The organism is Plantactinospora sp. CNZ321 (assembly GCF_004217235.1).
Window position 1 is genome coordinate 1,319,529 of record NZ_SHKQ01000001.1, and the last position, 22,225, is coordinate 1,341,753.

At 71.1% G+C, this 22,225-nt stretch carries 22 protein-coding genes and 1 tRNA gene; 9 read left to right on the plus strand and 14 right to left on the minus strand.

The genetic code is table 11. The annotated features are described in order from the left end of the window. Positions 1 to 10 precede the first annotated feature (10 nt). Positions 11 to 844 (minus strand): CPBP family glutamic-type intramembrane protease, encoded by an 834-nt coding sequence (locus EV371_RS05785; protein WP_130461134.1) that lies wholly within the window; start codon positions 842 to 844, stop codon positions 11 to 13. A gap of 288 nt (positions 845 to 1,132) precedes the next feature. Here EV371_RS05785 and EV371_RS05790 point away from each other — a divergent pair, with 288 nt between their 5' ends. Further along, complete coding sequence (locus EV371_RS05790) at positions 1,133 to 2,248, plus strand: globin domain-containing protein (protein WP_130461135.1); 1,116 nt, start codon at positions 1,133 to 1,135, stop codon at positions 2,246 to 2,248. A gap of 163 nt (positions 2,249 to 2,411) precedes the next feature. Here the strand turns inward: EV371_RS05790 and EV371_RS05795 are convergent, their stop codons facing one another. Continuing rightward, on the minus strand, positions 2,412 to 3,938 hold the full coding sequence (locus EV371_RS05795) for a peptide deformylase (RefSeq protein WP_130465685.1): 1,527 nt from the start codon (positions 3,936 to 3,938) through the stop codon (positions 2,412 to 2,414). A gap of 351 nt (positions 3,939 to 4,289) precedes the next feature. Between EV371_RS05795 and EV371_RS05800 the strand changes: the two genes are divergently transcribed. Continuing rightward, positions 4,290 to 5,069 carry an IucA/IucC family C-terminal-domain containing protein gene (locus tag EV371_RS05800; RefSeq protein ID WP_130465686.1) on the plus strand — a complete coding sequence of 260 codons (780 nt, stop codon included), beginning with the start codon at positions 4,290 to 4,292 and terminating at the stop codon, positions 5,067 to 5,069. 293 nt (positions 5,070 to 5,362) lie between these two features. Further along, positions 5,363 to 6,073 (plus strand): class I SAM-dependent methyltransferase, encoded by a 711-nt coding sequence (locus tag EV371_RS05805; RefSeq protein WP_130461136.1) that lies wholly within the window; start codon positions 5,363 to 5,365, stop codon positions 6,071 to 6,073. Positions 6,074 to 6,135: 62 nt separating this feature from the next. On the opposite strand, the gene EV371_RS05810 is transcribed toward EV371_RS05805, so the two are convergent. The 3 genes from EV371_RS05810 to EV371_RS05820 all read right to left on the minus strand — a co-directional run bounded on the left by EV371_RS05810 (position 6,136) and on the right by EV371_RS05820 (position 7,457). Then, on the minus strand, positions 6,136 to 6,678 hold the full coding sequence (locus tag EV371_RS05810; protein WP_130461137.1) for a YbhB/YbcL family Raf kinase inhibitor-like protein: 543 nt from the start codon (positions 6,676 to 6,678) through the stop codon (positions 6,136 to 6,138). Positions 6,679 to 6,735: 57 nt separating this feature from the next. Then, complete coding sequence (locus EV371_RS05815) at positions 6,736 to 7,101, minus strand: hypothetical protein (RefSeq protein ID WP_130461138.1); 366 nt, start codon at positions 7,099 to 7,101, stop codon at positions 6,736 to 6,738. A 269-nt stretch (positions 7,102 to 7,370) separates the two neighbouring features. Then, positions 7,371 to 7,457 (minus strand) — tRNA-Ser (locus EV371_RS05820). 208 nt (positions 7,458 to 7,665) lie between these two features. Between EV371_RS05820 and EV371_RS05825 the strand changes: the two genes are divergently transcribed. Next, entirely contained in the window at positions 7,666 to 8,643 is a 978-nt protein-coding gene (locus tag EV371_RS05825; RefSeq protein WP_130461139.1) for a zinc-binding dehydrogenase, read from the plus strand. Here EV371_RS05825 and soxR read toward each other — a convergent pair. After that, on the minus strand, positions 8,626 to 9,102 hold the full coding sequence (soxR, locus tag EV371_RS05830; protein WP_130461140.1) for a redox-sensitive transcriptional activator SoxR: 477 nt from the start codon (positions 9,100 to 9,102) through the stop codon (positions 8,626 to 8,628). The two genes, EV371_RS05825 and soxR, sit on opposite strands and share 18 nt — an antisense overlap. A 74-nt stretch (positions 9,103 to 9,176) precedes the next feature. Here soxR and EV371_RS05835 point away from each other — a divergent pair, with 74 nt between their 5' ends. The 3 genes from EV371_RS05835 (at position 9,177) to EV371_RS05845 (ending at position 12,787) form a co-directional block, all read left to right on the plus strand. Beyond that, entirely contained in the window at positions 9,177 to 9,917 is a 741-nt protein-coding gene (locus tag EV371_RS05835; RefSeq protein WP_130461141.1) for a transketolase, read from the plus strand. A gap of 6 nt (positions 9,918 to 9,923) precedes the next feature. Beyond that, entirely contained in the window at positions 9,924 to 10,826 is a 903-nt protein-coding gene (locus EV371_RS05840; RefSeq protein WP_130461142.1) for a transketolase family protein, read from the plus strand. Positions 10,827 to 11,170: 344 nt separating this feature from the next. Next, the gene (locus EV371_RS05845) at positions 11,171 to 12,787 is read left to right on the plus strand and encodes a hypothetical protein (protein WP_130461143.1); all 1,617 of its coding nucleotides are present in this window, start codon (positions 11,171 to 11,173) and stop codon (positions 12,785 to 12,787) included. Positions 12,788 to 12,822: 35 nt separating this feature from the next. Here EV371_RS05845 and EV371_RS05850 read toward each other — a convergent pair whose 3' ends face one another. From EV371_RS05850 to EV371_RS05860, 3 genes are all read right to left on the minus strand, one after another. Then, the gene (locus EV371_RS05850) at positions 12,823 to 13,527 is read right to left on the minus strand and encodes a glycosyltransferase (protein ID WP_130461144.1); all 705 of its coding nucleotides are present in this window, start codon (positions 13,525 to 13,527) and stop codon (positions 12,823 to 12,825) included. 206 nt (positions 13,528 to 13,733) lie between these two features. After that, on the minus strand, positions 13,734 to 14,309 hold the full coding sequence (locus EV371_RS05855) for a hypothetical protein (protein WP_486484503.1): 576 nt from the start codon (positions 14,307 to 14,309) through the stop codon (positions 13,734 to 13,736). 59 nt (positions 14,310 to 14,368) lie between these two features. Further along, a complete protein-coding gene (locus EV371_RS05860) occupies positions 14,369 to 15,562 on the minus strand; it encodes an acetyl-CoA C-acyltransferase (protein ID WP_130461145.1) in 1,194 nt (397 codons plus the stop codon). A 137-nt stretch (positions 15,563 to 15,699) separates the two neighbouring features. Here EV371_RS05860 and EV371_RS05865 point away from each other — a divergent pair, with 137 nt between their 5' ends. Beyond that, the gene (locus EV371_RS05865; RefSeq protein ID WP_130461146.1) at positions 15,700 to 16,143 is read left to right on the plus strand and encodes a PH domain-containing protein; all 444 of its coding nucleotides are present in this window, start codon (positions 15,700 to 15,702) and stop codon (positions 16,141 to 16,143) included. Positions 16,144 to 16,281: 138 nt separating this feature from the next. Here the strand turns inward: EV371_RS05865 and EV371_RS05870 are convergent, their stop codons facing one another. After that, positions 16,282 to 17,193, minus strand: a complete 912-nt coding sequence (locus tag EV371_RS05870) for a rhomboid family intramembrane serine protease (RefSeq protein WP_130461147.1) — start codon at positions 17,191 to 17,193, stop codon at positions 16,282 to 16,284. A gap of 70 nt (positions 17,194 to 17,263) precedes the next feature. Beyond that, on the minus strand, positions 17,264 to 17,794 hold the full coding sequence (locus tag EV371_RS05875; protein ID WP_130461148.1) for a peptidylprolyl isomerase: 531 nt from the start codon (positions 17,792 to 17,794) through the stop codon (positions 17,264 to 17,266). Between the two features lie 189 nt (positions 17,795 to 17,983). On the opposite strand from EV371_RS05875, the gene EV371_RS05880 reads away from it, so the two are divergent. Next, positions 17,984 to 18,667: a hypothetical protein gene (locus tag EV371_RS05880; RefSeq protein WP_130461149.1), complete on the plus strand. Its 684-nt coding sequence runs from the start codon at positions 17,984 to 17,986 to the stop codon at positions 18,665 to 18,667. 164 nt (positions 18,668 to 18,831) lie between these two features. Here EV371_RS05880 and corA read toward each other — a convergent pair whose 3' ends face one another. The 3 genes from corA to EV371_RS05895 form a co-directional block, all read right to left on the minus strand. Then, positions 18,832 to 19,893, minus strand: a complete 1,062-nt coding sequence (gene corA, locus EV371_RS05885; RefSeq protein ID WP_207230417.1) for a magnesium/cobalt transporter CorA — start codon at positions 19,891 to 19,893, stop codon at positions 18,832 to 18,834. Positions 19,894 to 20,553: 660 nt separating this feature from the next. Continuing rightward, positions 20,554 to 21,648 carry an aminotransferase class I/II-fold pyridoxal phosphate-dependent enzyme gene (locus EV371_RS05890; protein WP_130461151.1) on the minus strand — a complete coding sequence of 365 codons (1,095 nt, stop codon included), beginning with the start codon at positions 21,646 to 21,648 and terminating at the stop codon, positions 20,554 to 20,556. 139 nt (positions 21,649 to 21,787) lie between these two features. After that, on the minus strand, positions 21,788 to 22,180 hold the full coding sequence (locus EV371_RS05895) for a CBS domain-containing protein (RefSeq protein ID WP_130461152.1): 393 nt from the start codon (positions 22,178 to 22,180) through the stop codon (positions 21,788 to 21,790). Positions 22,181 to 22,225: the final 45 nt, after the last annotated feature.

The following is a 22,225-nucleotide window of genomic DNA, read 5'->3' on the forward strand; positions in this document are numbered from 1 at the left end:
AGCCCACCGCCTACAACCAGTCGAACCACTCCTCGGGCAGCAGCGCGTAACCGACGAAGGCGACCACGTCCAGCAGGGTGTGCGCCACCACCAGCGGCAGCACCCGCCTGCCGCGCAGGAAGAACAGCGCGAACACCACTCCCATGACCACGTTTCCGACGAACGCGCCGAAGCCCTGGTACAGGTGGTACGAGCCGCGCAGCAGTGCGCTGGCGGCGATGACGGCGCCGATCCGCCATCCCATCTCGCGCAGCCGGGTCATCAGGTAGCCGACCACGACGATCTCTTCGAGGATCGCGTTCTGCGCGGCCGACAGGACGAGGACCGGGACCGCCCACCACAGGTCCGGCAGCTTGGCCGGGACGACGCTGGCGTTGATGCCGAGGTGCGCGGCGACCCAGAAGAGTCCGAGTCCGGGCAGGCCGATCGTTGCGGCCAGCGCCGCCCCCCAGGCCAGGTCGCGGCCGGGTCGCCGGCCGTCGAGGCCGAGCAGCTCCCGGGCACCGCCCCGAACCTGGTCGGGCAGCGCGTCCCGGGCGAGCAACCCGTCGCGGCCCAGGGTCGGGTCGGTCCGGTCCCGGTTCAGCAGGTGTACGGCGAGCAGCACCGGCACGAGGGCGAAGAAGATCCCGAGGAGCTGGTACGTGAGGTCGAGCCAGGGCCGCGTCGACTGGGAGGCGTTCAGCGTGGCGGTCTGCTGGGACAGCGGCCGGTCGGCGGTGAGCCGGGCGATGATCGTCACCGCCGAGTAGACGGCGGACTGCCCCAGGGACAGCCCGAGTACCAGGAGCACCTCGGGGCCCAGCACGCGTCGGGAGAGCGGGCGGGCGAGATCAACCGTCACCCGACAACTGTGCCCGATCGGAGCGTCCGCCGGGGGCGTCCGCAACGGTCTCCGCGCCGGCCTCCGCGCCGGTGTCCGCGCCGGCCTCCGCTACCGAACCGACGGCGAACCGGGTACGTCGGATTTGGCATCGCACACTTCCCGGCCGGTCCGCAGGCATTTCGGCTCCCGCCCGGAGTCGGTTCTCCGACAACGGGCGATTGGCCTTCGATCGCACATTCTGTGCGACCAACCCTGACTCACGGTATTCATTCTTATCCGCGCAGTGGCCCCGACCGAGAAGGTGTCATGGACAACCTCGCGCAGCTGTTGAAGGAGAGCTGGACCCTCGTCGAAGATCGACGGGACAAGATCGCGGGATACTTCTACGCCCGGATGTTCCTGTCCGATCCCGCCCTGCGCACACTTTTTCCGGTGCAGATGGACGGCCAGCGGGACCGCCTGTTGGAGGCGATCGTGACCGCCGTCCAGACCATCGACGACCCTGAGAGCTTCGACGAGTACCTCCGCTCGCTCGGCCGCGACCACCGCAAGTACCACGTCAGGCCGGCGCACTACGACACGATGGGCAGCGCGCTGCTGGCCGCGTTGCGCGAGACCGCGGGCGAGCAGTGGACCGTGGAGTACGACCAGGCGTGGCGGGACGCGTACCGGGTGATCGCCGAGCGCATGCAGGCGGGCGCGGCCGACGACCCGAACCCGCCGTTCTGGCACGCGGAGGTGATCGGCCACGAACGCCGGGGCAGCGACGTCGCCGTACTGACCTGCCGTCCACTCCAGCACCACCTGCCCTACCGCGCCGGCCAGTACGTCAGCGTCGAGGTGCCGCGCTACCAGCCGCGCCTCTGGCGGACGTACTCGATCGCCAACGCCCCGCGCGCGGACAACACGCTCGAGTTCCACGTCCGGGCGGTCGGTGCCGGCTGGGTTTCCAGTGCCCTGGTCCGCCGGGTCAGGGTCGGTGACCTGTTGCGGGTGGCCGCCCCGATGGGGGCGATGACGCTGGACCGGTCCTCCACCAGGGACGTGCTCTGCGTGGCCGGTGGGGTCGGGCTGGCTCCGATCAAGGCGCTCGCCGAGGAACTGGCCTCCTACAACCGCAGCCGGTGGATGCACGTCTTCGTCGGCGCGGCCGGCCGCGACGACCTGTACGGGCTGACCGAGCTCCAGGATCTCGCCGCCCCACACCCGTGGCTGTCGGTCATTCCCGTGTGCAGCGCGGATCCGGGCTTCGACGGCGAACGGGGCGAGATCACCGACGTCTTCGCCCGGTACGGCCCGTGGACCACCCACGACTGCTACGTCTCCGGATCGGCCACCCTGGTCCGCTCCGCACTGCGCGCCCTCGCCGCCGACAACGTGCCCCCGGAGAACATCCGGTACGACGCCTTCGGCGACCTCTAGACACCCTCCCTCTCCCCCAAAGCCGGGTCTCCGTGCCCTACCCGCAGGGCACGGAGACCCGGCTCCCGTTTCAATGGCCCGCGCTGAGCAGCCCGCGCCGAGCAGCCCGCGCCGAGCGGCCCGCGCCGAGCGGCCCGCGCCGAGCGGCCCGCGCCGAGCCGGCTCAGTAGCGCCAGGGGTTGCCGGTGTCCCGGTACTCCTCGATCGGTACCAGTGGGACCTCCGGATCCATCCGGTCGACGTAGAGCCGGCCCTCCAGGTGGTCGATCTCGTGGGCGACCAGTCGGGCCATGGCGAGTTCGAACGACGTGATCATGCGCTTGCCGTCCCAGCGGGCGTGTTCGACGTCGAGCCGGAGCGGCCGGGCGACCAGGCCACGGAGGTCGAAGAGGGAGAGGCAGCCCTCGTACTGCTCGTCGGTCTCCAGCGCGGCGTCGACCACCCGGGGGTTGAGCAGTACGACCGGCTCGGCGTCCCGCTCCGGTGGGCGTACCACGGTGGCTGCCCAGGGGAGCCCGATCTGCGGCGCGGCGAGCCCGACCCCCTTGCTGAACGGGTGCAGTTCGTCGAGGCGTTCCAGGGCGGCCCGGAGCCGGGTCACCACCTCCCGGGCGTGGGCGTCGTCCCGGGGCAGGTCGAACTGCCGGGCCGGCTGGCGGAGCAGGTCGGCGCCGAGCTGCACGATGCCGGCGGCCCGCATCCGGTCGCTGGCCCGGCCCTCCGATTCGGCCGGCGTGCTGGCGGGTGCGGTCGGCTGGGCCCGGTAACGCCACTCCAGCCGGTATCGGGCGTTCAGCGGCGGGTCGTCGGTCGACCACTCGAACAGCGCCCGGCCGTCCTCGTCGTGCCGGACCAGTGGCGTACGCAGCGGCCCCTCCTCGGCCGACAGCGACGTCTCCACGCCCCAGACCTGCGGGTCGAGGTCGATCGGCAGGTCGAGCCGGAGCGCGAGCCGGCGAGTGGGCAGCCGTACGGCGCGCTGGAACCACTGCCCCCACTTGTCCTGGTTGACGCGGTACGAGTACTCGGTGGTGATTCGCTCGCCCGGATAGAGCGGAAACCGGCCGTCGCCGTTCTCGAAGAGCAGCCACACCTCCTTGAACGCGTCCCGGTCGTGCTTCTTGCGCCACTCCATCGGCTCGCGGCTGCCCTGGTCGTCGCAGAACGCCTGGAGGTCCAGTTCGCCGAAGGTCAGCGGATTCTGCCGGTGGTGCCGGTTGGACCGGGCCGGGTCGTTGGGGTAGCGATCCACGGCGATCCGTACCAGGTAGCGGGTCACCGGCTCCGTCCCGGCGTTGTAGAGCGCCCGCCGGATCACGCAGCGGTACGCGCCCTCGTGGTAGGCGAGGGTGGCGGTCTCCTGTTCCACGATCAGGCCGGTGCCGGGCGGCATCCACTGTTCGGGCACGGGTGGGTCGCGGTGCGCGACGGCGCTGGAGCGGGCCTGCCGCAGCTCGTCGTACTCCTGGAAGCGCTGCCAGATCGCTCCGGCAGCGCCGAGTACGGCCTCCGCGCGCCGGGCGAAGTCCTCGGTCGGCCGGTGCCGCCGACCCTCGACATGGCTGACGTAGGAGGGGTCGAACCCCATCCGGGCCGCGAGCTGCTTCTTGGTCATGCCCCGCTCGACCCGCCGGCGGGAAAGCTCGGCCGCGAACGAGTCGGCAGCCCGCTCGATTGGCGTGGTCATCAGGTTCCTCTGGCCGGGAATCTCAGTTTGCTGGCCGAGCCGGCCAGTCTGACAGAACTGGCGCGTTAACGACAATGGCTTGACATTCCGGGCCTCGTAGATCACCATCCGCGCCCCGTAGCAACCTCGCGTCCCGGTCGGATCCGCGACGTGTCGGGAAAACATCTCGGTCGGGCACCCGAAACCTCCCGACTCTGGTTAGCCTTGCCTTAGTAGGCTAGGGTGACGTTCAGTCGTCAGACGTAGGGGGTTGATCCAGGTGGCATCGAGGCAGACCAGTCCGCTTGCGGACGTCGTGCCGGGCACCTGTCCGCCCTTCGGACCGCTGCGAAACGGCGACCAAGCGTGACGATCCTGATCGGCGATCGGGCCGCCACACCACTGGCTCCGGTGACCGCCACGCTGCGGGCCGCCTTCGGCACCGACGATCTGCCCGGCCTCGCGACCGGCCTGCTGATCTCCGACGAGACCGGCTGGACCCCGGCGACCGAGCTGGTGGACGGCACCCGGCTGCCCGAGTTGCTGGCCGTCAGCCGGCACCGCTTGGGCGCCAGCTCGCACGCCGCCGCCGCGCTGGCCTGGAAGTCCTACACATACTGGCTGCTCCTGCCCGTGGTGCTCGGCTGGGCCTCCGCGCGCCGGGTGCCGCTGCTGCGCCCGTCGGACGTACTGATCCGGTTCGAGGACCAGCGGCCGCTGCTCACCCTCGGCCTGCGCCGCTCCACCGAGATCGCGGTGCTTCCGTCGGACCCGCTGGCCCTGCACGGCCTGCCCGAGGTGCGGGTGGTGCTGGGTGAGGCCGAGCTGCTCGCGGCGCTGCGCTCGTCCCTGCTCGACACGCACCTGACCCCGATGCTCGACTCACTGCACCAGCAGGTGCGGGTGGGTGCCCGTACGCTGCTCGGCTCGGTCGCGTCGAGTGTGGCGTACGGCGTGCTGCGGGCCGCCGACGCGCTGCCCGGCGGCTCCGCCGAGACGATCGGGGCGCTGCTCGACACCCTCGGTGTGGCGGACCTGATCGAGCTGGTGCCCGGCCCGACCGGCGAGCTGACCGTCCAGCGCAAGACCTGCTGCCTGGCCTTCACCCTGCCGCAGCCCAAGGTCTGCGCCGGCTGCTGCATCCGTACCCCCTGACCGCCGGGCCGCGGCCGCAGCGGGCCACACCGGCGCCGCGTTCCCGGACGTCGCCGGGCGTGGTGAACCGCCGCGGGAGATCGACGCTGGACTGTTACCGCCCTGACATGCCGGTCACACCTCTTCGGGTTATGTTCGGATGGTCTGTACCAAAACAACCCTCAACTGGTCACAACCGATGCCTGAAGTCACGAGTTCGGCTCGCACGAGTGCCCCAATTTTCCTACGGTCGTCGTAGATGGTTCACTCTGTCGGTCCAGTGCAGGTCGAGTCAGAGCGTGAGGGATCTACGCATGGCAGAAATAACTGGAGATCAGCGTATTCAGGAAGAGGTGCTTGAAGGCTTGGCCACCGCCGTCAACCACCGACGCTGGTTCGTCGAGCTGGCCCTCCCCTACCTCGGGGACAACCCGATCGAGATCGGCAGTGGCCTGGGTGACTACGCCATCGAGTGGGCGCCGTTCCTGGAGCGGTTCACCGCGACCGAGGCCGACCCGGACCGGCTGATCGCTCTGAAGGAACGCCTCGCCGGCGAGCCGAGCATCGAGGTACGTCAGATGCTGCTGCCCACCACCGAGGACGGCGACTACAGCGCCGCCGTCTCCTACAACGTGCTGGAGCACATCGAGGACCACGTCGGGGCGCTGCGCAGCATGCGCAACCTGGTCCGGCCCGGCGGGGCGGTCGTGCTGATCGTGCCGGCCTTCGAGTTCGCCATGAGTCCCGCCGACATCGCCACCGGGCACGTCCGGCGCTACACCAAGAGGACCATGCGGGCCGCCCTCGAAGAGGCGGGCCTGGAGGTCGAGACGCTGCACTACGCCAACGCGCTGGGTCTGCTCGGCTACTACATGGCGACCAGTGTCTTCCGGCTGATGCCCAAGGAAGGGCCGATGGTCAAGGTGTACGACACTCTCGTCCTGCCGGTGACCAAGGCCGCCGAGCGGGTGGTCCGCCCCCCGTTCGGCCAGTCCGTCTTCGCGGTCGCCCGAGTGCCCGCCTGAAGCCACCACGGGCCACGGGCCGGCATCGGCACATCTCCCGGATGCCGGCCCCGCCGCCAGCCTCAGCCCTTGACCTGGTACGTCGGCCGGATCACCGCCCGGGCCAGGGTGTGGAAGGCCAGGTTGAAACCGACGTACGCCGGGCTCGCCTCCGGGGTGAGGTCGAGCTTCTCCACATCAAGGGCATGCACGGCGAAGACGTACCGGTGCGGGCGATCCCCGGCCGGCGGGGCTGAGCCGCCGTACGTCTGCTCGCCGTAGTCGTTGCGCACACTGAACGCACCCGGGACACCGGCCGACGACGTCTGCCCGGCTCCCCTGGGCAGCTCGGTCACCTCGACGGGTACGTTGACCAGCACCCAGTGCCAGAATCCGCTTCCGGTGGGCGCGTCGGGGTCGTAGCAGGTGACCGTGAAGCTCCTGGTCTCGGCCGGGAAGTTGGTCCAGGCAAGCTGCGGCGACAGGTTCGCGCCACCGACGCTCGGGTGGCTGAACTCGGCGGCCATCGGCTCGCCGTTCTGCACGTCGTCGCTGGTCAGCGTGAACGCCGGAACGGTCGGCAGCAGCTCGTACGGGTCGGGTGGAACGGGTCGGTCGAGAGTCATCGCGAGTCCTTTCCGCGTGGCGGGTGGCTCGGGCCGAAAACCGGCCTCGTGCCCTTTCTACCCGTTCGACGGGTAACCACCCGCGCGCACCTCGCCGCCGGCCACCTGCGCCCACTGTCGCCCACCCCGTCCGTCCGGTCGGGACTCGTCCGCCCCGGCACGCAGCCGGGCGGCGGTACGTAGCTGGCCGGGGGTGACGCCGGGCGGGGGTACGGCGGCGCGACGGTGGATCTCGACCACCAACGGGCGGCGTGGCTGCTCGACTCGGGCCAGATAGCCGCGGGCCGCCGCCAGCGCCTCGCAGTGCAGTACGCCGCAGGTGCGGCAGATCCCCTCCGCGTCCGGGGCGTGGTCGGCGACGATCCGCCGGGCCACCAGGATCAGTCGGTTCCGCACCTGCACCGGGGTGAGCCGCAGCTCCATGGCGCCCTCGCTTCACTCCGTACGCCCACCCGGGCGTGACCGTCGCCAGCGGCCCCGTACCGCCGATTTCCACAGAAGTTGTGCACACAGAATCACTGTGCGATTACTACGCGTAGAGCGTAGGGGTACCTACCGCGTGGCAGTCAACCGAGTGTGGAACATCTCCCAGGTACCGGAACAGCCCCCGGACAGCCGAAACGACCGCAAGCGGGGAGGCGGGAGCAGTGAGCAGGGAGCCTGACCCGCAGAGGAGGGAAACCAACAAAGCGCGGAGGGCGTGGGATTCGAACCCACGAGGACGTTGCCGCCCTACCGGTTTTCAAGACCAGCGCCATCGGCCACTAGGCGAGCCCTCCCGGTGCCGCGGTGGTCGATCCGACGGTCCACGGCCGTGCCTAGTGTGCCATGGCCGGTCGCCGACCGGGCGTACCCGGCCGGGGAGCCGCCGACCGACCCCGGCGGCCCTCGACGGGTCCCGGCCGGATCGACCGGCGTACCCGGCACGGGACCACCGATTCCGGGCCGAGGCTTCGAACGCATGCCGGATCGGGTAAGACTGGAGCGATGAAGGCGATCACGATCCCGCAGCCGGGTGGGCCCGACGCGTTGGTCTGGGCCGACGTGCCAGACCCGACTCCGGCGCCGGACGAGGTGATGCTCGAGATCCGGGCGAGCGCGGTCAACCGGGCCGACCTGCTGCAACGCCAGGGACACTATCCGCCTCCGCCGGGTGCCCCGCCGTACCCGGGACTGGAGTGCGCGGGGGTGGTCAGCGCGGTCGGCGCCGAGGTGACCGGCTGGAGCGTCGGCGATCCGGCCTGTGCGCTGCTCAGCGGCGGCGGCTACGCCGAACGGGTGGCGGTGCCGGCCGGGCAGCTCCTGCCGGTACCGGCGGGGGTCGACCTGGCCGACGCGGCGGCGCTGCCCGAGGTCGCCTGCACGGTCTGGTCCAACGTGGTCCAGCTGGCCCGGCTCGGCAGCGGGGAGACGCTGCTGGTGCACGGCGGCGGCAGCGGCATCGGCACCTTCGCGGTCCAACTCGGCGCGGCCCTCGGCGCCACCGTGCTGGCCACCGCACGGGGCAGCAAGCACGACCGACTCCGTGAGCTGGGCGCCAGCGGCGTCATCGACTATGCCGAGGAGGACTTCGTCGAGGCGACGGAACGGCTCACCGACGGCCGGGGCGCCGACGTGATCCTGGACATCATGGGTGCGTCCTATCTGGGACGTAACGTCCGGGCACTGGCCACCGGCGGCCGGCTCGTGGTGATCGGCCTTCAGGGCGGCCGCCGGGGCGAGCTGGACCTGGCCGCGCTGTTGGCCAAGCGGGGGTCGGTGGCCGCCACCGCGCTGCGCTCCCGACCCGCCGTGGAGAAGGCCGCGATCGTCCGGGGCGTACGCGAGGAGGTCTGGCCGCTGGTCGAGGCGGGCATGGTCCGCCCGGTTATCTACCGGCGGTTGCCGATGTCGGAGGCGGCCGAGGCGCACCGGATCGTCGATTCCAGCGACCATGTCGGCAAGGTGCTACTCACCGTCGACTGAGTCACCTCGCTCAGAGACCGGGGCGGGCAGCATCCGGCGCGGGCCGGCGCCCTGGGCGGCCAGTTCGTCGCCCGGGTTGTAGAGGTTGCAGCTGCGCAGCGACAGGCAGCCACAGCCGATGCAGTTGCTCAGGTTGTCGCGGAGCCGGACCATCAGGTCGATCTTCTCGTCCAGCCGATGGCGCCATTTCGCCGAGAGCCGCGCCCAGTCGGCCTTGGTCGGGGTACGCCCGTCCGGCAGCTCGGCGAGCGCCGCCCGGATGTCCTCCAGTGACACCCCGAGCTGCTGGGAGATCCGGATGAACGACACCCGGCGCAGCGCGGCCCGCTCGAAGCGCCGCTGGTTGCCCCCGGTACGCCCGGCCTGGATCAGCCCGAGCCGCTCGTAGTAGCGCAGCGCCGAGGTCGCCACGCCGGAACGGGCGGCCAGCTCTCCGATGGTCAGGGCCTCCTGCCGCACGTCATCCCCCTCGTCATGCCTTCGCGATCCTCTGCTCTTGAGTTGAAGCGCACTTCAACTTGCAGGGTAGGGGAATGACGACGACAACCGCACCGGGGCGTAGCCCCACCCGGCGATCCGCACCGCAGGTCCGGCGCACCGGCCCGCCGGTCGAACTCGGGCCGCTGCTACGCCGGCTCACCGGTGACGAGAAACACGCCGCCAGCGCACACTCGACCCTCGACGTGCTCTGGGTGCTCTACGACCGGCTGCTCCGGGTCTCCCCGGCGACCGTCGACGACCCGGACCGGGACCGATTCCTGCTCTCCAAGGGGCACGGACCGGCCGCGTACTACGCGGTGCTCGCCGCCAAGGAGTTCATCCCGGAACACTGGCTCGACGACCTTGCCGGTCCGGAGAGCCGGCTCGGCCACCACCCGGACCGGATGCTGGTCCCGGGGGTCGAGATCGGCACCGGCTCGCTCGGCCACGGCCTCGGGCTGGGCATCGGCACCGCGCTCGGGCTCCGCGCCCAGGGCCTGACCCAACCCCGGGTGTACGTACTGCTCGGCGACGCCGAACTCGACGAAGGATCGAACCACGAGGCGATGGCGTACGCCGGCGCGACCGGGCTCGACAGGCTCACCGCGATCGTGATCGACAACCGGTCCGCCACTCACGGCTGGCCGGGCGGGATCGCCAGCCGGTTCACCGTGCACGGCTGGTCCGCCGCCACGGTCGACGGCAGGGACCACACCGCGATCGAGAACGCCCTCACCGCCACCCGACCGGACCGGCCACACGTGGTCGTCGCGGTCGTCGACCCCAAGGAGTGACCGACGATGCGCGACACCTTCGTCAACACCGCCAGCGCGCTGCTGGACGACGACCCGCGTACTGCGGTCGTGCTCGCCGACATCTCGGCCTCGGCCTTCGCGCCCACCGCCCGGCGACACCCGGACCGGGTGCTCAACGTCGGCATCCGGGAGCAGTTGATGGTCGGGGTGGCCGGCGGGCTCGCCCTGACCGGGCTGCGCCCGATCGTGCACTCGTACGCCACGTTCGCCGTCGACCGGGCGTACGAGCAGCTCAAGCTCGATCTCGACCATCAGGGGGTCGGGGCCGTCGTGGTCACCGTCGGCGCGTCGTACGACGGGGCGAGCATGGGCCGCACCCACATGTCCCCGGGCGACGTGGCCCTGCTCGACACCCTCACCGACTGGACGGTGCACGTGCCCGGGCATCCGGCCGAGGTACCCGAGCTGCTCCGGGCCGCCGCCCGGCACGACGACCGGGTCTACGTACGGCTCTCCACTCAGGTCAACGAGGGACCGCTGCCCGGGGCCGGACGGCTGGCGGTGGTCCGGCGAGGCTCGGCCGGCGCCGCCGTGGTGGTGGCGGTCGGCCCGATGCTCCGCCCGGTACTGGCGGCGGTCGCCGGGCTGGACGTGACGGTCGGATACACCCACACGCCGCGCCCGTTCGACGTCGTCGGACTCCGGGAACTGGTCGGGGCGGCCAGCTCGGCCGGCACCCCCGCGGCGGTGGTACTGGTCGAGCCGTACCTGGCCGGTACCTCCAGTGCACTGCTCGGCACCGCGCTGGGCGGGGTACCGCACCGGTCGCTGTCGCTGGGGGTGGGTCGCACCGATCTGCGGCGCTACGGTGAGCCGGCCGACCACGCCCGATGGCACGGCCTCGACCCGGCCGGCCTGCGCCGCTCGATCAGCGCTTTCCTCGGGTGAACCCGACCCGGTGCCGGGACCGCCAGGCCACCGCCGTCGGCTCCGGCACCGGCACCGGCGGGTGGACAGCGGCGGGGGTGCCTTTGCGACGGGGCGACGCCCTGCTCTACTCTGCGCCCGGAGCAAGGCGTCTCTGCGCCGGAGCAAGGGGTCGTCGCTCGCCGAGTCGGAGCCGAGGGGAACGAGGCTGACGTGAACGGATCCGTTGCTGAGCCGAGGATGTACGGGGGCGACCGGCACGGGCGACGGGGGCCGAGCACTGTGGTCGACGGCACCCTCAGCGGTGGTGACCGGTATCGCCGGGCAGTCCGGCCCCGCGGACCCCGCTCCACCCTCCCCCGCTGATGAGCACCCCGCCGGCGGTCGAGCAGCAGCCGCGGGCACGGTCCCGGTGGTTGCCGGAGGTACGGGGCCGCGTCGACCGGGTCACCCGGGGCGCCTCGTGGACACCCGAGCGGCGTAACCACTGGCTGCTCGTCGGCGTCGCGATGTGCTTCGCCGTCTACGTACTGGTGGTCGTGGGTCTGCGCTACCCGCTCACGACGGACGAGGCGATCTATCTCAGCCAACTGAACCCGCGGGTACCGGACTACGGGTGGGTCGCCTGGCGGGCGTGGGGGATGCCCATCCTCGCCGGTCCGGTCGCGCTGATCGATGCCCCGTTGACCGGCGTGCGGGTCTACCTCGTGGCCCTGTCGAGCGTCGGGCTCTTCCTGGCCTTCCGGCCGTGGTTGGCAGTTTCCCGCCAACCACTGGCGCCGATCGCCGCCGCGCTCTTCGGCGCCACCTCTGCGGCCGCCTACAACGGCCCGTTGGCCCTGCCGAACCTCTACTCCGCGCTCGCGGCGATCGCCGCGACGGGGTACTTCATGACCTGCCGGCGCGGTGCCGACAACTACCGACGCTCGCTGGTGGGACTGGTCGCGGCGATCGCCATCGCGGCCCTGGTACGGCCGAGCGACAGCGTGTGGCTCGTGATGCCGCTCTTCCTGGCCTGGCTCGGGCTGGCCGCCTGGCGGCGACGGGCGGTCTTCGGGGCACTCGTGCTGGGCCAGGTGGTGGGCTGGGCACCGTGGATCATCGAGTCGATCTTCCGGTTCGAGGGGCCGCTCAACCGGTTGAACCTCTCGTCCGCCTCGCTCGGCGGCACCCACCTCTATCCCAATCTCGGCATGGTCCGGCTGTACGTACGGCTGTGGAACACCGGTGACCCCCGACCCGTCAGCCTGAACGTGCCGGTGGAGTTCCGTGGCGGCTCGCCCACGCTCGCGACCGTGCACCTGGCGCCGGCCGGTACCCTCGCGATGATCTGGTGGATCGCCGTGGTCTGCGCGATCCTCGCGGGCGTCCTCGGCGCGATTCTCACTCGCCGTCGCCATCAGGGCGGGCTTCCGGTCGTGCTGATGCCCCTGCTCGTCGGCTTGAGCGTCGTCTTTCCCTACCTCTTCATGATGAGGTACGGCCAACTCCGGTTCCTGTTGCCGGCGATCGGGCTGCTCGCGCTGCCCGTCGCGGCGGGCCTGATCCAGCTCGGCAGGTTACCCGGCCCCTCGCGGCGGGTGTTCGCCCCCGGCCTGGCCGTGGTACTCGCGCTCGCGCTCGTCGGCGTCCAGGCGGTCGCGACCCGGCCGTACCGCGCCTCGGTGGCGAACGCGGACGCCGCCTTCTCGGCACTCATCCGGCTGATCCGGCAGGCCGAGGTGTCGCAGCCGTGCGCGATGGCCGGGGACGGCTCGTTCAACGTGGCGTACCAGGTCGGGTGCGACCACATCGGCAGGCTCAACCGTCCCGGTGCCGAGGAACCGGCGCGTGTCGCCTCGGCGCGGGGCCGCGGGGAGACGGTCGTGATCGCGCTGCGGGAAGCCCCGCCCGCCGGCACCTTCATGGACGGGTGGCGACTGGTGACCGGCGACGTTCCCGGCCAGCGGGCACCCTGGTTCGTCTACCTGCCGCCGGTCTAGCGTTGCGAAGGGTACCGGAGGCACGAACGGTTCGGTCAGCGCCCGTCCGACGGGATCCGGCGCCGGGTACGTTCGCGACCGAGGATGAGCAGCGCCTCGACGCCGTCCTTCCAGGTGATCTTCTTGCCCTCGTCCCGACCCCGTGCCCGGTAACTGATCGGCACCTCGTACGGGCGGATGCGCCGACGCAGCAGCTTGCCAGTCACCTCCGCCTCCATCCCGAAGCCCCGGGAACGGACGTCGAGCGAGCGGTACAGCGCGACCGGCATCAGTTTGAAGCAGGTCTCCAGGTCGCCGATGTAGGAGTTGAACAGCACGTTCGCGGCGGTGGTGACGGCCTTGTTGCCCATCACGTACCAGAAGCTGTATGCGCTGTGACTACCGAACGTCCTGTTTCCGTAAACCACCGTCGCCCGGCCGTCCAGCACCGGCGCCAGCAGCTTGGGAATGTCCTGCGGGTCGTACTCGAGGTCGGCGTCGAGGATCACCATGTACTCGCCCTCGGCGCTGTCGACGGCGGTCTTGATCGCCGCGCCCTTGCCGGCGTTACGCGGATGGGTGATCACCCGTAGCCGGGTGTCGTCGGCCCGTTCGAGGATCTCCGCAGTAGCATCACGGCTGCCGTCGTTGACCACGACAAGCTCGATCTCGCATGGATAATCGACCGCAAGGGCCTGCTTGAGGGCGTCCGCGATGCGTTCTTCCTCGTTGTAGACCGGCATTAGGATCGAGAGCTTCACGGGGATCTCCACGGCGCCGACGACGAAACGGGCCTAGCCTAGCTCGAACACGGCCCTGCGCCATGCCCGGCGTCCGTCCCCATTTCCTGGACCTCCCCCGACCGGCGAGGATCGACGAGGACTCTCCCCTGCGCCCGGCGGACCATGCCGGCCGGAATCGGTGCGGAATCGGGTACCAATCCGGTCCGGGCGATCCGGTCGGTGTCTCAGATCGCCACGACGGGGCTCAGCCGCGGCGCGCGGGCCGGGGTGGCCAGTCGGGCCGGCGGGGTCACCGCCACGGTCGGGACCGGTCGGTGCTGGGCACGGACGGCTGGCCGGTCCATCGGCGCGGCGGAGTTCGCCACCCCGGACCGGGCCGCCATCTTCGGCCGGAACACCTGGCTGAACAGGGCGTCGAGCTGCCACATCTGGCTGGGCCGGTCGGCCCGGATCAGAAAGCGCTCGCGTACGCCGTCGACGGCGGTCGCGGCCAGCTCGACCATCGAAGCCCGCGAGTCGGGGTTCCACGCGACGTTGTTGAGGTGCCGCAGCTCGGTATTGAGGTGCAGGCGCATCCGGTGCAGCAGGCGGGTCTGCTCGGTGACCACCAGCCGGCGGCTGGTGAGCAGCAGCAGGCAGCCGTGCGCGGGCTGTTCCGGGCGGGTGCACCGGGTCACCAGTACCGTGATCTCGCCGGCCGGTACGCAGTTGCGCAGCAACGACAGGTGCCGGCTCACGGTCGGGCTGGCCACCCCGGTCTCGGCGGCGGCCGGTAGGAACGTTCGACAGAACACATCCACACCTCCTCCAACGAGAACCGGCCGGGGATGACGCGGTCAAGGCATGGATGAGAATGAACTTATAGAAGTTCCACGATGGTTGCGTTGGCCATCCCGCCGCCCTCGCACATGGTCTGGAGGCCGTACCGGACGTCGTGGTCGCGCATGTACTGGAGCATCGTGGTCATGATCCGGGCGCCGGAGCCGCCGAGCGGATGGCCGAGGGCGATCGCGCCACCCCGGGGGTTGAGCCGGGCCGGGTCCGCCCCGGTCTCGGCCAGCCAGGCGAGCGGCACCGGGGCGAAGGCCTCGTTGACCTCGTACACCCCGATCTCCTCGATGGCGAGCCCGGCCCGACGCAGCGCCCTGGCGGTGGCCGGGATGGGCGCGGTGAGCATCAGTACCGGATCGTCGGCGGTGACCACGGCGGTGTGGATCCGGGCCAGCGGGCGCAGTCCGTGCCGGCGGGCCCAGTCGGAAGTGGTCACCGCGAGCGCGGCCGCACCGTCGGAGATCTGCGAGGCGGAGCCGGCGGTGACCACCCCGTCGGCCCGGAACGGCGTCTTCAGCCCACCCAGCCGCTCCAGGCTGGTGTCCCGGCGGATCCCCTCGTCGGCGACGACCTTGGTTCCGTCCGGTACGACCACCGGGACGATCTCCGAGGTGAAGGCACCGGCGTCCTGCGCGGCGGCCGCCTTCTCGTGACTGGCCAGCGCGTACTCGTCGAGTTGCCGCCGGGTCAGTTCCCACCGGGCGGCGATCAACTCCGCGCCGACGCCCTGGTTGAACGGCACCGGATCGTCGGCGGCGAAGCCGGGCGTACCCCGGTAGCGGTCGCGGACCCGGTCGCCGTAGGGCAGACCGGTGCCGGTCGAGCCGCCGCCCGGCGCGATGCTGCTGCCCATCGGCACCCGGGTCATCGACTCCACGCCACCGGCGACCACCAGGTCGGCCTGGCCGGAGGCGACCGCCGCCGCCGCGAAGTGCAGCGCCTGCTGGCTCGACCCGCACTGCCGGTCGAGGGTGGTGCCGGGCACCGACTCCGGCCAGCCGGCGGCGAGTACGGCGTTCCGGCCGACGTTCCAGGCCTGCTCACCGACCTGGGAGACACAGCCCCAGATCACGTCGTCCACCTCGGCCGGGTCCAGCCCGGTACGTTCGGCGAGCGCCGTGAGCACCCGCGCCGAGAGGTCGACCGGATGCACGGTGGCGAGTGCTCCGCCGCGCCGTCCGACCGGGGTCCGTACCGCACCGACGATGACCGCGTCCGCCATGTCTACTCCCCAGTAACTTGGCTAACCCCGATACTACGTCGTCGCCGGGTGGCGATCGAACCCGGACCGGAGACAGGCGGCCCGGACCGGAGACAGGCGGCCCGGACCGCCGCGGATGGCGATGGCATCCTGGATCCGTGCACTCCGAACCGGACACTCCCGCACGGCGCTGGCGCGTCGAGATCGCGCTGCCGGTGTGCAAGCTGGGTGGCGCGGCCCTCTTCGTCGCGCTCGGCGCCCTCTTCTCCGACGGCGACCCGGTACGCCTCGGCGCCGGTCTGCTGGTCGGAGCCGTCCTGCTCGGCTGGGGCGTACGGGACCTGGTGGCGCCGGTCCGGCTCGCGGTCGACCCCGGCGGGGTCACCGTGATCCAGGGCTTCGCCGGGCGGCGGCGCATCCCGTGGGCGGAGATCGAACGGATCACCGTCGACACCCGGCCCCGCCTCGGGCTGGCGACCGAGATGCTGGAGATCGACCGAGGCGCCTCGCTGCACCTGTTCAGCCGGTACGACCTCGGGGTCGCACCGCGCGAGGTCGCCGAGGTGCTGCACGCGGTACGCGAGGGCGGCCCGGCGTACTGAGTCGTCGCACCGCCGGAGCCGGCCTCCGGGTCGGCGGACACCGACGCCACCCCGGCGCGGCGACCACGGTGCGAGCCCGGCTGCCGGTGGATGCGGGCCGGGGCAATGATGCGAGTCCGGGCGAGGATGCGGGCTGGCTCAGGCGAGCAGGGTGGCGGACTGCATCAGGGTCAGCCCGGCCAGTACCAGGCCGATGACCGCACCGCCACCGACCTGGAAGAGTGTGCGGCGGGACCGGGGCGCGTAGGCCAGCACCAGGGCCATCGCCGCCCCCGCGGTCAGCCCGCCCAGGTGACCGGCGATGGAGATCCCGGGTACGGCGAAGGTGAAGACCAGGTTGATCACGAGAATCGGGATCACCGACGAGGTGTCCCGACCCAGTCGACGCATGATCACGAAGAGCGCGGCGAAGAGCCCGAAGATCGCCGTCGACGCGCCGACCGTGCGGGCGTTCACCGGGCTGAACAGGTACGCCGCGACGTTTCCACCCACCCCGGCGACCAGATAGAGCGCCAGGAACCGCAGCGGACCGAGGACGGCCTCCAGGGACCGGCCGAGCACCCAGAGCGCCCACATGTTCATCAACAGGTGCAGCAGCCCGTAGTGCAGGAACATCGCGGTGAAGAGCCGGTAGTACTCACCGGCGGCGATGCCCTCCTCGGCGCCGAACGGGCCGAACCGGTCCAGGCCGAGCACGGCTCCCCAGGAGGTCAGCGGGGTCGGCCCGCCGAGCAGGCCGCCGAAGCCGGCCCCGGCCACCGCGTCGCCGCCCCGGGCGCTGTAGATGGAGATCAGGATCAGCGCGACGTTGATCGCGATCAGCGTCTTGGTGACGTAGCCCTGGCGGCCGGCGGCACCGCCGCCGAAGGCGGTGCGCGCCGGCCGTTGCCCGCGGCGGCCCTCCGCCACGCACTCCGGGCACTGGTGTCCGACCGAGGCCTCCCGCATGCAGTCGGGGCAGATCGGGCGGTTACACCGGGTGCACCGGACGTAGGTCTCCCGGGAGGGATGGCGGTAACAGACCGGTGTGGTCGGCGGCGACTCGCTCATGCCGCTCCTCCGCTCATGCCCGACCTCCGCCCGCTACGACTCATGCCGGCAAAGGTACCCGGGATCGACGTCAGCCGTCTTTACGCTCGATCTCGACGCGCTCGATGACCACGTCCTGGATCGGCCGGTCCTGGGCACCTGTCGGGGTGTTGGCGATCGAGTCGACGACCTTTGCCGACGCCTCGTCGGCGACCTGACCGAAGATGGTGTGCCGGTTGTTCAGGTGCGGGGTCGGCGCGACGGTGATGAAGAACTGCGAGCCGTTGGTGCCCGGGCCGGCGTTCGCCATGGCGAGCAGGTACGGCCGGTCGAACCGCAGGTCCGGGTGGAACTCGTCGGCGAAGTTGTAGCCCGGGCCACCCCGGCCGGTGCCGGTCGGGTCACCCATCTGGATCATGAATCCGCTGATCACCCGGTGCGAGACGGTGCCGTCGTAGTACGGTCCGCTGCCCGGCTGGCCGGTACGCGGGTCGGTGTACTGCCGGGTCCCCTCGGCCAGTTCCACGAAGTTCCGCACGGTCTTCGGGGCGTGGTTCGGAAACAGTTCCAGCCGGATCGGGCCGGCGTTGGTGTGCAGGGTTGCGTAGGCGGCCTCGGCCACGAGTACTCCTCGATCGAGTTGCCGCCGGCCGCGTGGTGCCGACCGACGGGACGGTCCGCCGGCCAGGAGGCACGGGCCGGCGCTGGTAGGTGTTTCTATGCGGATCCTCCCATGTGCCCGTTCTGGCAGTGCGAGCGCATCCGAGGGTGCAGGATGACGGAGGAACAACACCCAAGGAGGTGGGGACCGGTGTTTGGATTCGGGGGGCGCAGATCCCGCAGGCAGCTCGTCAAGGCCGAACTGGGCGAGAGTTTCGATCACCTGATGCGCGCGGCCACCCACGCGGCGTCCGGGGTCGGGGCAACGGTGGGGCCACAGGCGTACGCCGCCCGGGCCTATCTCGCACCGACGGCGACCAGGGTGCGGGCGACGGCTTCGGACGGTTGGGAATCGGCGATGACCAGGTTCGCGCCGTTGGCCACGGCCGCCACGGACGGCGCCCGCCAGGCCGGCTCGGTCGCCCGCAAGGCGAGGTCGAAGAAGATGAGAGCGATGCGGAAGAAGAACTCGATGATGCGTCGACGCTGGCCGGTCCTGACCGGGCTGTTGGTCGCGGGGGCGGTGGCCGGTGCCATGGGCGCGGTCGCGATGCGGCGGCGCGGGCAGCGCCCGTGGGACGAGTACGACCCGGCGGCCACGCTGGACGCCGTACGCGACGACGCGGCCACGATCATGGGCGGCTCGGCGGCCGGCATGACCCGGGAACCCACCGGGCCCAAGTCGGTGCCGACGGCGAAGGACCGTGCGGTGACGGCCGGCGAGAAGATCTCGACCGGGCCGATCACTGACGGGGCCAAGAAGGCGGCGCCGAAGAGCGGCGACAAGTCCGACGGACTCCTCGGCACGGCCGCATCGCGCAACAGCGGTAACTGAACGAATCGGCGGATGCCGGCGTCCGGGCGAAGTGCGCAGGGGCGTCTGGACGAAGCCGCGGTGCGGCGTCCGGACGACGGTCACGGCGGCGTGGGGCAGATCACGCCCCACGCCGCGGCCGTCGACGGAGCTGGATCAGAGCCAGCGGTTGCGGCGGAGCTGGATCAGAGCCAGCGGTTGCGACGGAACCAGCGGTAGAGGCCGAGCGAGATCAGCAGCATCAGCGCGAGTACCACCGGATAGCCGTACTTCCACCCGGTCTCCGGCATGAAGTCGAAGTTCATCCCGTAGATGCCGGCGATCGCGGTCCAGACCGCGGCGATGGCGGCCCAGGCGGCAATCTTGCGCATGTCGTTGTTCTGGTCGACCGTCACCTGGGCCAGCCGGGCCTGGAGTATCGAGTTGAGCAGGTCGTCGTAGGAGTTGACCTGCTCGACCGTGCGGGTCAGGTGGTCCTGCACGTCCCGGAAGTACCGCCGGATCTCCTTCGGCACGTCCCGGTTGACCTGCGCGGTCAGCGTCATCATCGGGCGTTGCAGCGGGCCGACCGCCCGCTTGAACTCGACGAGTTCCCGTTTCATCTGGTAGATGCGCTGGATCCGGCCGTGTGCCTGCCGGGCGAAGACCTCGCCCTCCAGCACGTCCAGGTCGTCGCCGACCCGGTCGGTCACCTCCAGGTAGACGTCCACCACCCGGTCCGTGACCGCGTACGCCACCGCCCACGGCCCCTGGCGCAGGATCTCCTGCCGCGCCTCCAGTTCGGAGCGGACCGGCGCCAGCCGGCAGGCGTCGCCGTGCCGCACGGTGAGCACGAAGTTCGGCCCGATGAAGAGCATCACCTGGCCGGTCTCGATCACGTCGGAGTTCTCGGTCAGTTCGCCTTTCCGGACATACCGAACGGTACGCAGCACCAGGAAGTGGACGTCGCCGAAGTGTTCCAGCTTGGGGCGCTGCTCCGCCTTGACGGCATCCTCGACGGCAAGTTCGTGCAGCCCGTACGCCGCCGCGATGCCGGCCATCTCTGCCTGGCTCGGCTCGTGCAGGCCGAGCCACACGAAGGCGCCGGGCCGCTTCCGCGCGGCGTCCAGCGCCTCGGCGTAACCGATCTGCCCCGGCTGGCGTACGCCGTCGACGTAGAGTCCGCAGTCGACCACACCGAGCCCGTCCGGCCGGCGGCTCGCCGGGTTTCGTTGCTGGCCGGCCTCGGTGCTCAGCATCCGGGTCATCGCCGCGCGTACCGGCGCCGTCCAGGCCCGGGGTCTCTGCCGACTGTTCCCACTGACCGCCACTCGATCGGAATCGGTCTGATCCGGCATCGTCACCGCCCCCTTTCGGCCTGTTCGGGTGCGGGTTGCAGCGTACGCCGTCGCCGCTCGACGGCGGACATGTCGCGGATCACCCCAGCCCACCCCTCGACGGCCGCACCGCCGGATGCCTTCGTCCGGACGGCTTCGCCCGGTCAAGGGCTGTCGATGGCTGACGATGGCGGGCCCGGCTCCGGGGTGGCTGCCGAAAAGTGGCGCCGGGTGGACCGTCCACGTCGGGGGGTAAAGGTGCGGACGGCCCACCCGGCACCTGGGGGGCGGGGGTTCTGCTCCGGGCGCGCCAGCCGCAGCCGGAGACCCGCCGTCGTTCCGGGGGGCGGAACGACGGCCTCCACACGAGTGGCGCTCGCAGCATTGTGAGCCTGCTACCGGCGCGTAGGAAGACCTGAATTCGCCGGCGGCCACTATTGTCAGATATCTGACAGGACACTCCCCAGAACCGACCGAATGGCCAGAAAGCCGCCCATCGATGCGAGCGGTCCCCGGGGCACGAACCACCGGCGGCGTCCGCCCGATGTTCGCACCCCGGCATCCGGCACAACCGGTCGGCCGGGGACGCCGCTACTCGCGTACCGCCCCTACCGCGTCGGCGAGCCGGCGGACCCCCTCGTCGATCTGGTCCACGGTCACCCCGGAGTACGCCAGCCGCAGCGCGTGCTGGCCGCCCTCCACCAGGAAGTCGCTGCCCTTGACCACCGTGACGCCGCGCTCGGCCGCGGCCGGCGCGAGCCGGTCCGCCCGCACGTTCTGCGGCAGCTCCACCCAGAGGAAGTAGCCGCCGTTCGGCTCGGTGAACCGCGCGTCCGGAATGTGCTCGCGCAGCGCGGCGGCCAGGGCTGCGGCCCGCTCGCCGAGAGCGGTGCTGACGGTGCGGATCGACCGCTCCAGGTCACCGTTGACACAGAACTGGTGCACGATCGCCTGGGCCACCATCCCGGGCGAGATGTAGAGGTTCGTCGCCTCCTTGGCGATCTCCGCGATCAGCGGGGCCGGACCGACCAGGTAGCCGACCCGGACCCCCGGGCAGACCGTCTTGGTGAAGCTGGACGCGTGCACCACCCGGCCCTGCCGGTCGAGCGAGAGCATCGAGGGCAGCGGCTCACCCCGGAACCGGACATCCGCGTACGGGTCGTCCTCGAAGATCGTGAAGTCGTACTCGACGGCCAGGTCGAGCAGGGTCTGCCGCTTCTCCTCCGACAGGGTCACCCCGGCCGGGTTCTGGAAGTTGGGGATGATGTGCGCCAGCTTCGGGCGCACCCCGGATTCGAGCAGTTTGCCCAGCTCGTCGGTGTCGATCCCGTCCGGCTGGATGGTGACCGGGTGCAGTTCGCCGCCCTGGCGTTGCAGGTTGAGCAGGGTCCGGTCGTAGGTCGGCCGCTCCACCACCACGGCGTCACCGGGGCGTACCAGGTGTTGGAAGAGGAACGCGTCGGCCTGGAGCGACCCGTTGGTGACGAGAACCTGGTCGACCTCGACGCCGTGCTTGTCGGCGATCCACTTCCGCAGGGGTGGGTATCCGACGGATGTCCCGTACCCGGTGATGCCGGCCGGATCGGCGTCGAAGGCGCGGCCCGCCGCGGCCTTCAACCCCGCGATGTCGACGATGTCCAGCGACGGCGCCCCACGGGCGAAGGAGATCAGCTGCTCGACAGTCATGACTACCCAGCGTACGGGCGCCGCCAGCGTCCCGGGCAGAGGCACGACAATGTCCGTATCTTGGGCGACCGGAACCCTGCCGGCGGGCGATTCGCCCCGGCTGGTGCCGATCGTCCCCGTCGACGAGCGGCGAAGACGGTCAGATCGAGGCGACCGCCGGGGCGCCGACCCAGACCCGGACGATGTCCCGGACCGAGATCATCCCGACCACCTCGTCGCCGTCCAACACCACCAGGTGCCGGAAGCCGCCCCGGGACATCGCCTCGGCCGCCTCGTGCACGGTCCAGTCCGGCCCGGCGTAGACCACGTCCCAGGTCAGGTGCGCGCCGGTCCGTTCGACGTCGACGTCGAGGCCGGCCCCGACGGCCTTGAGCACGTCGCGTTCGGTCATGATGCCGACGCCCTCGGAGTCGGGGTCGACGACGACCGCCGAGCCGACGCCCCGGGCGGCCATCATCTCGGCGGCCTGCCGGAGGGTGTGCTCCGGACCGACCATCAGAACATTTCCGGACATCGCTTCACGTACCCGCATCACTCATCACAACCTCGCGGACGGGGACACCGGTCAGGGACAGAC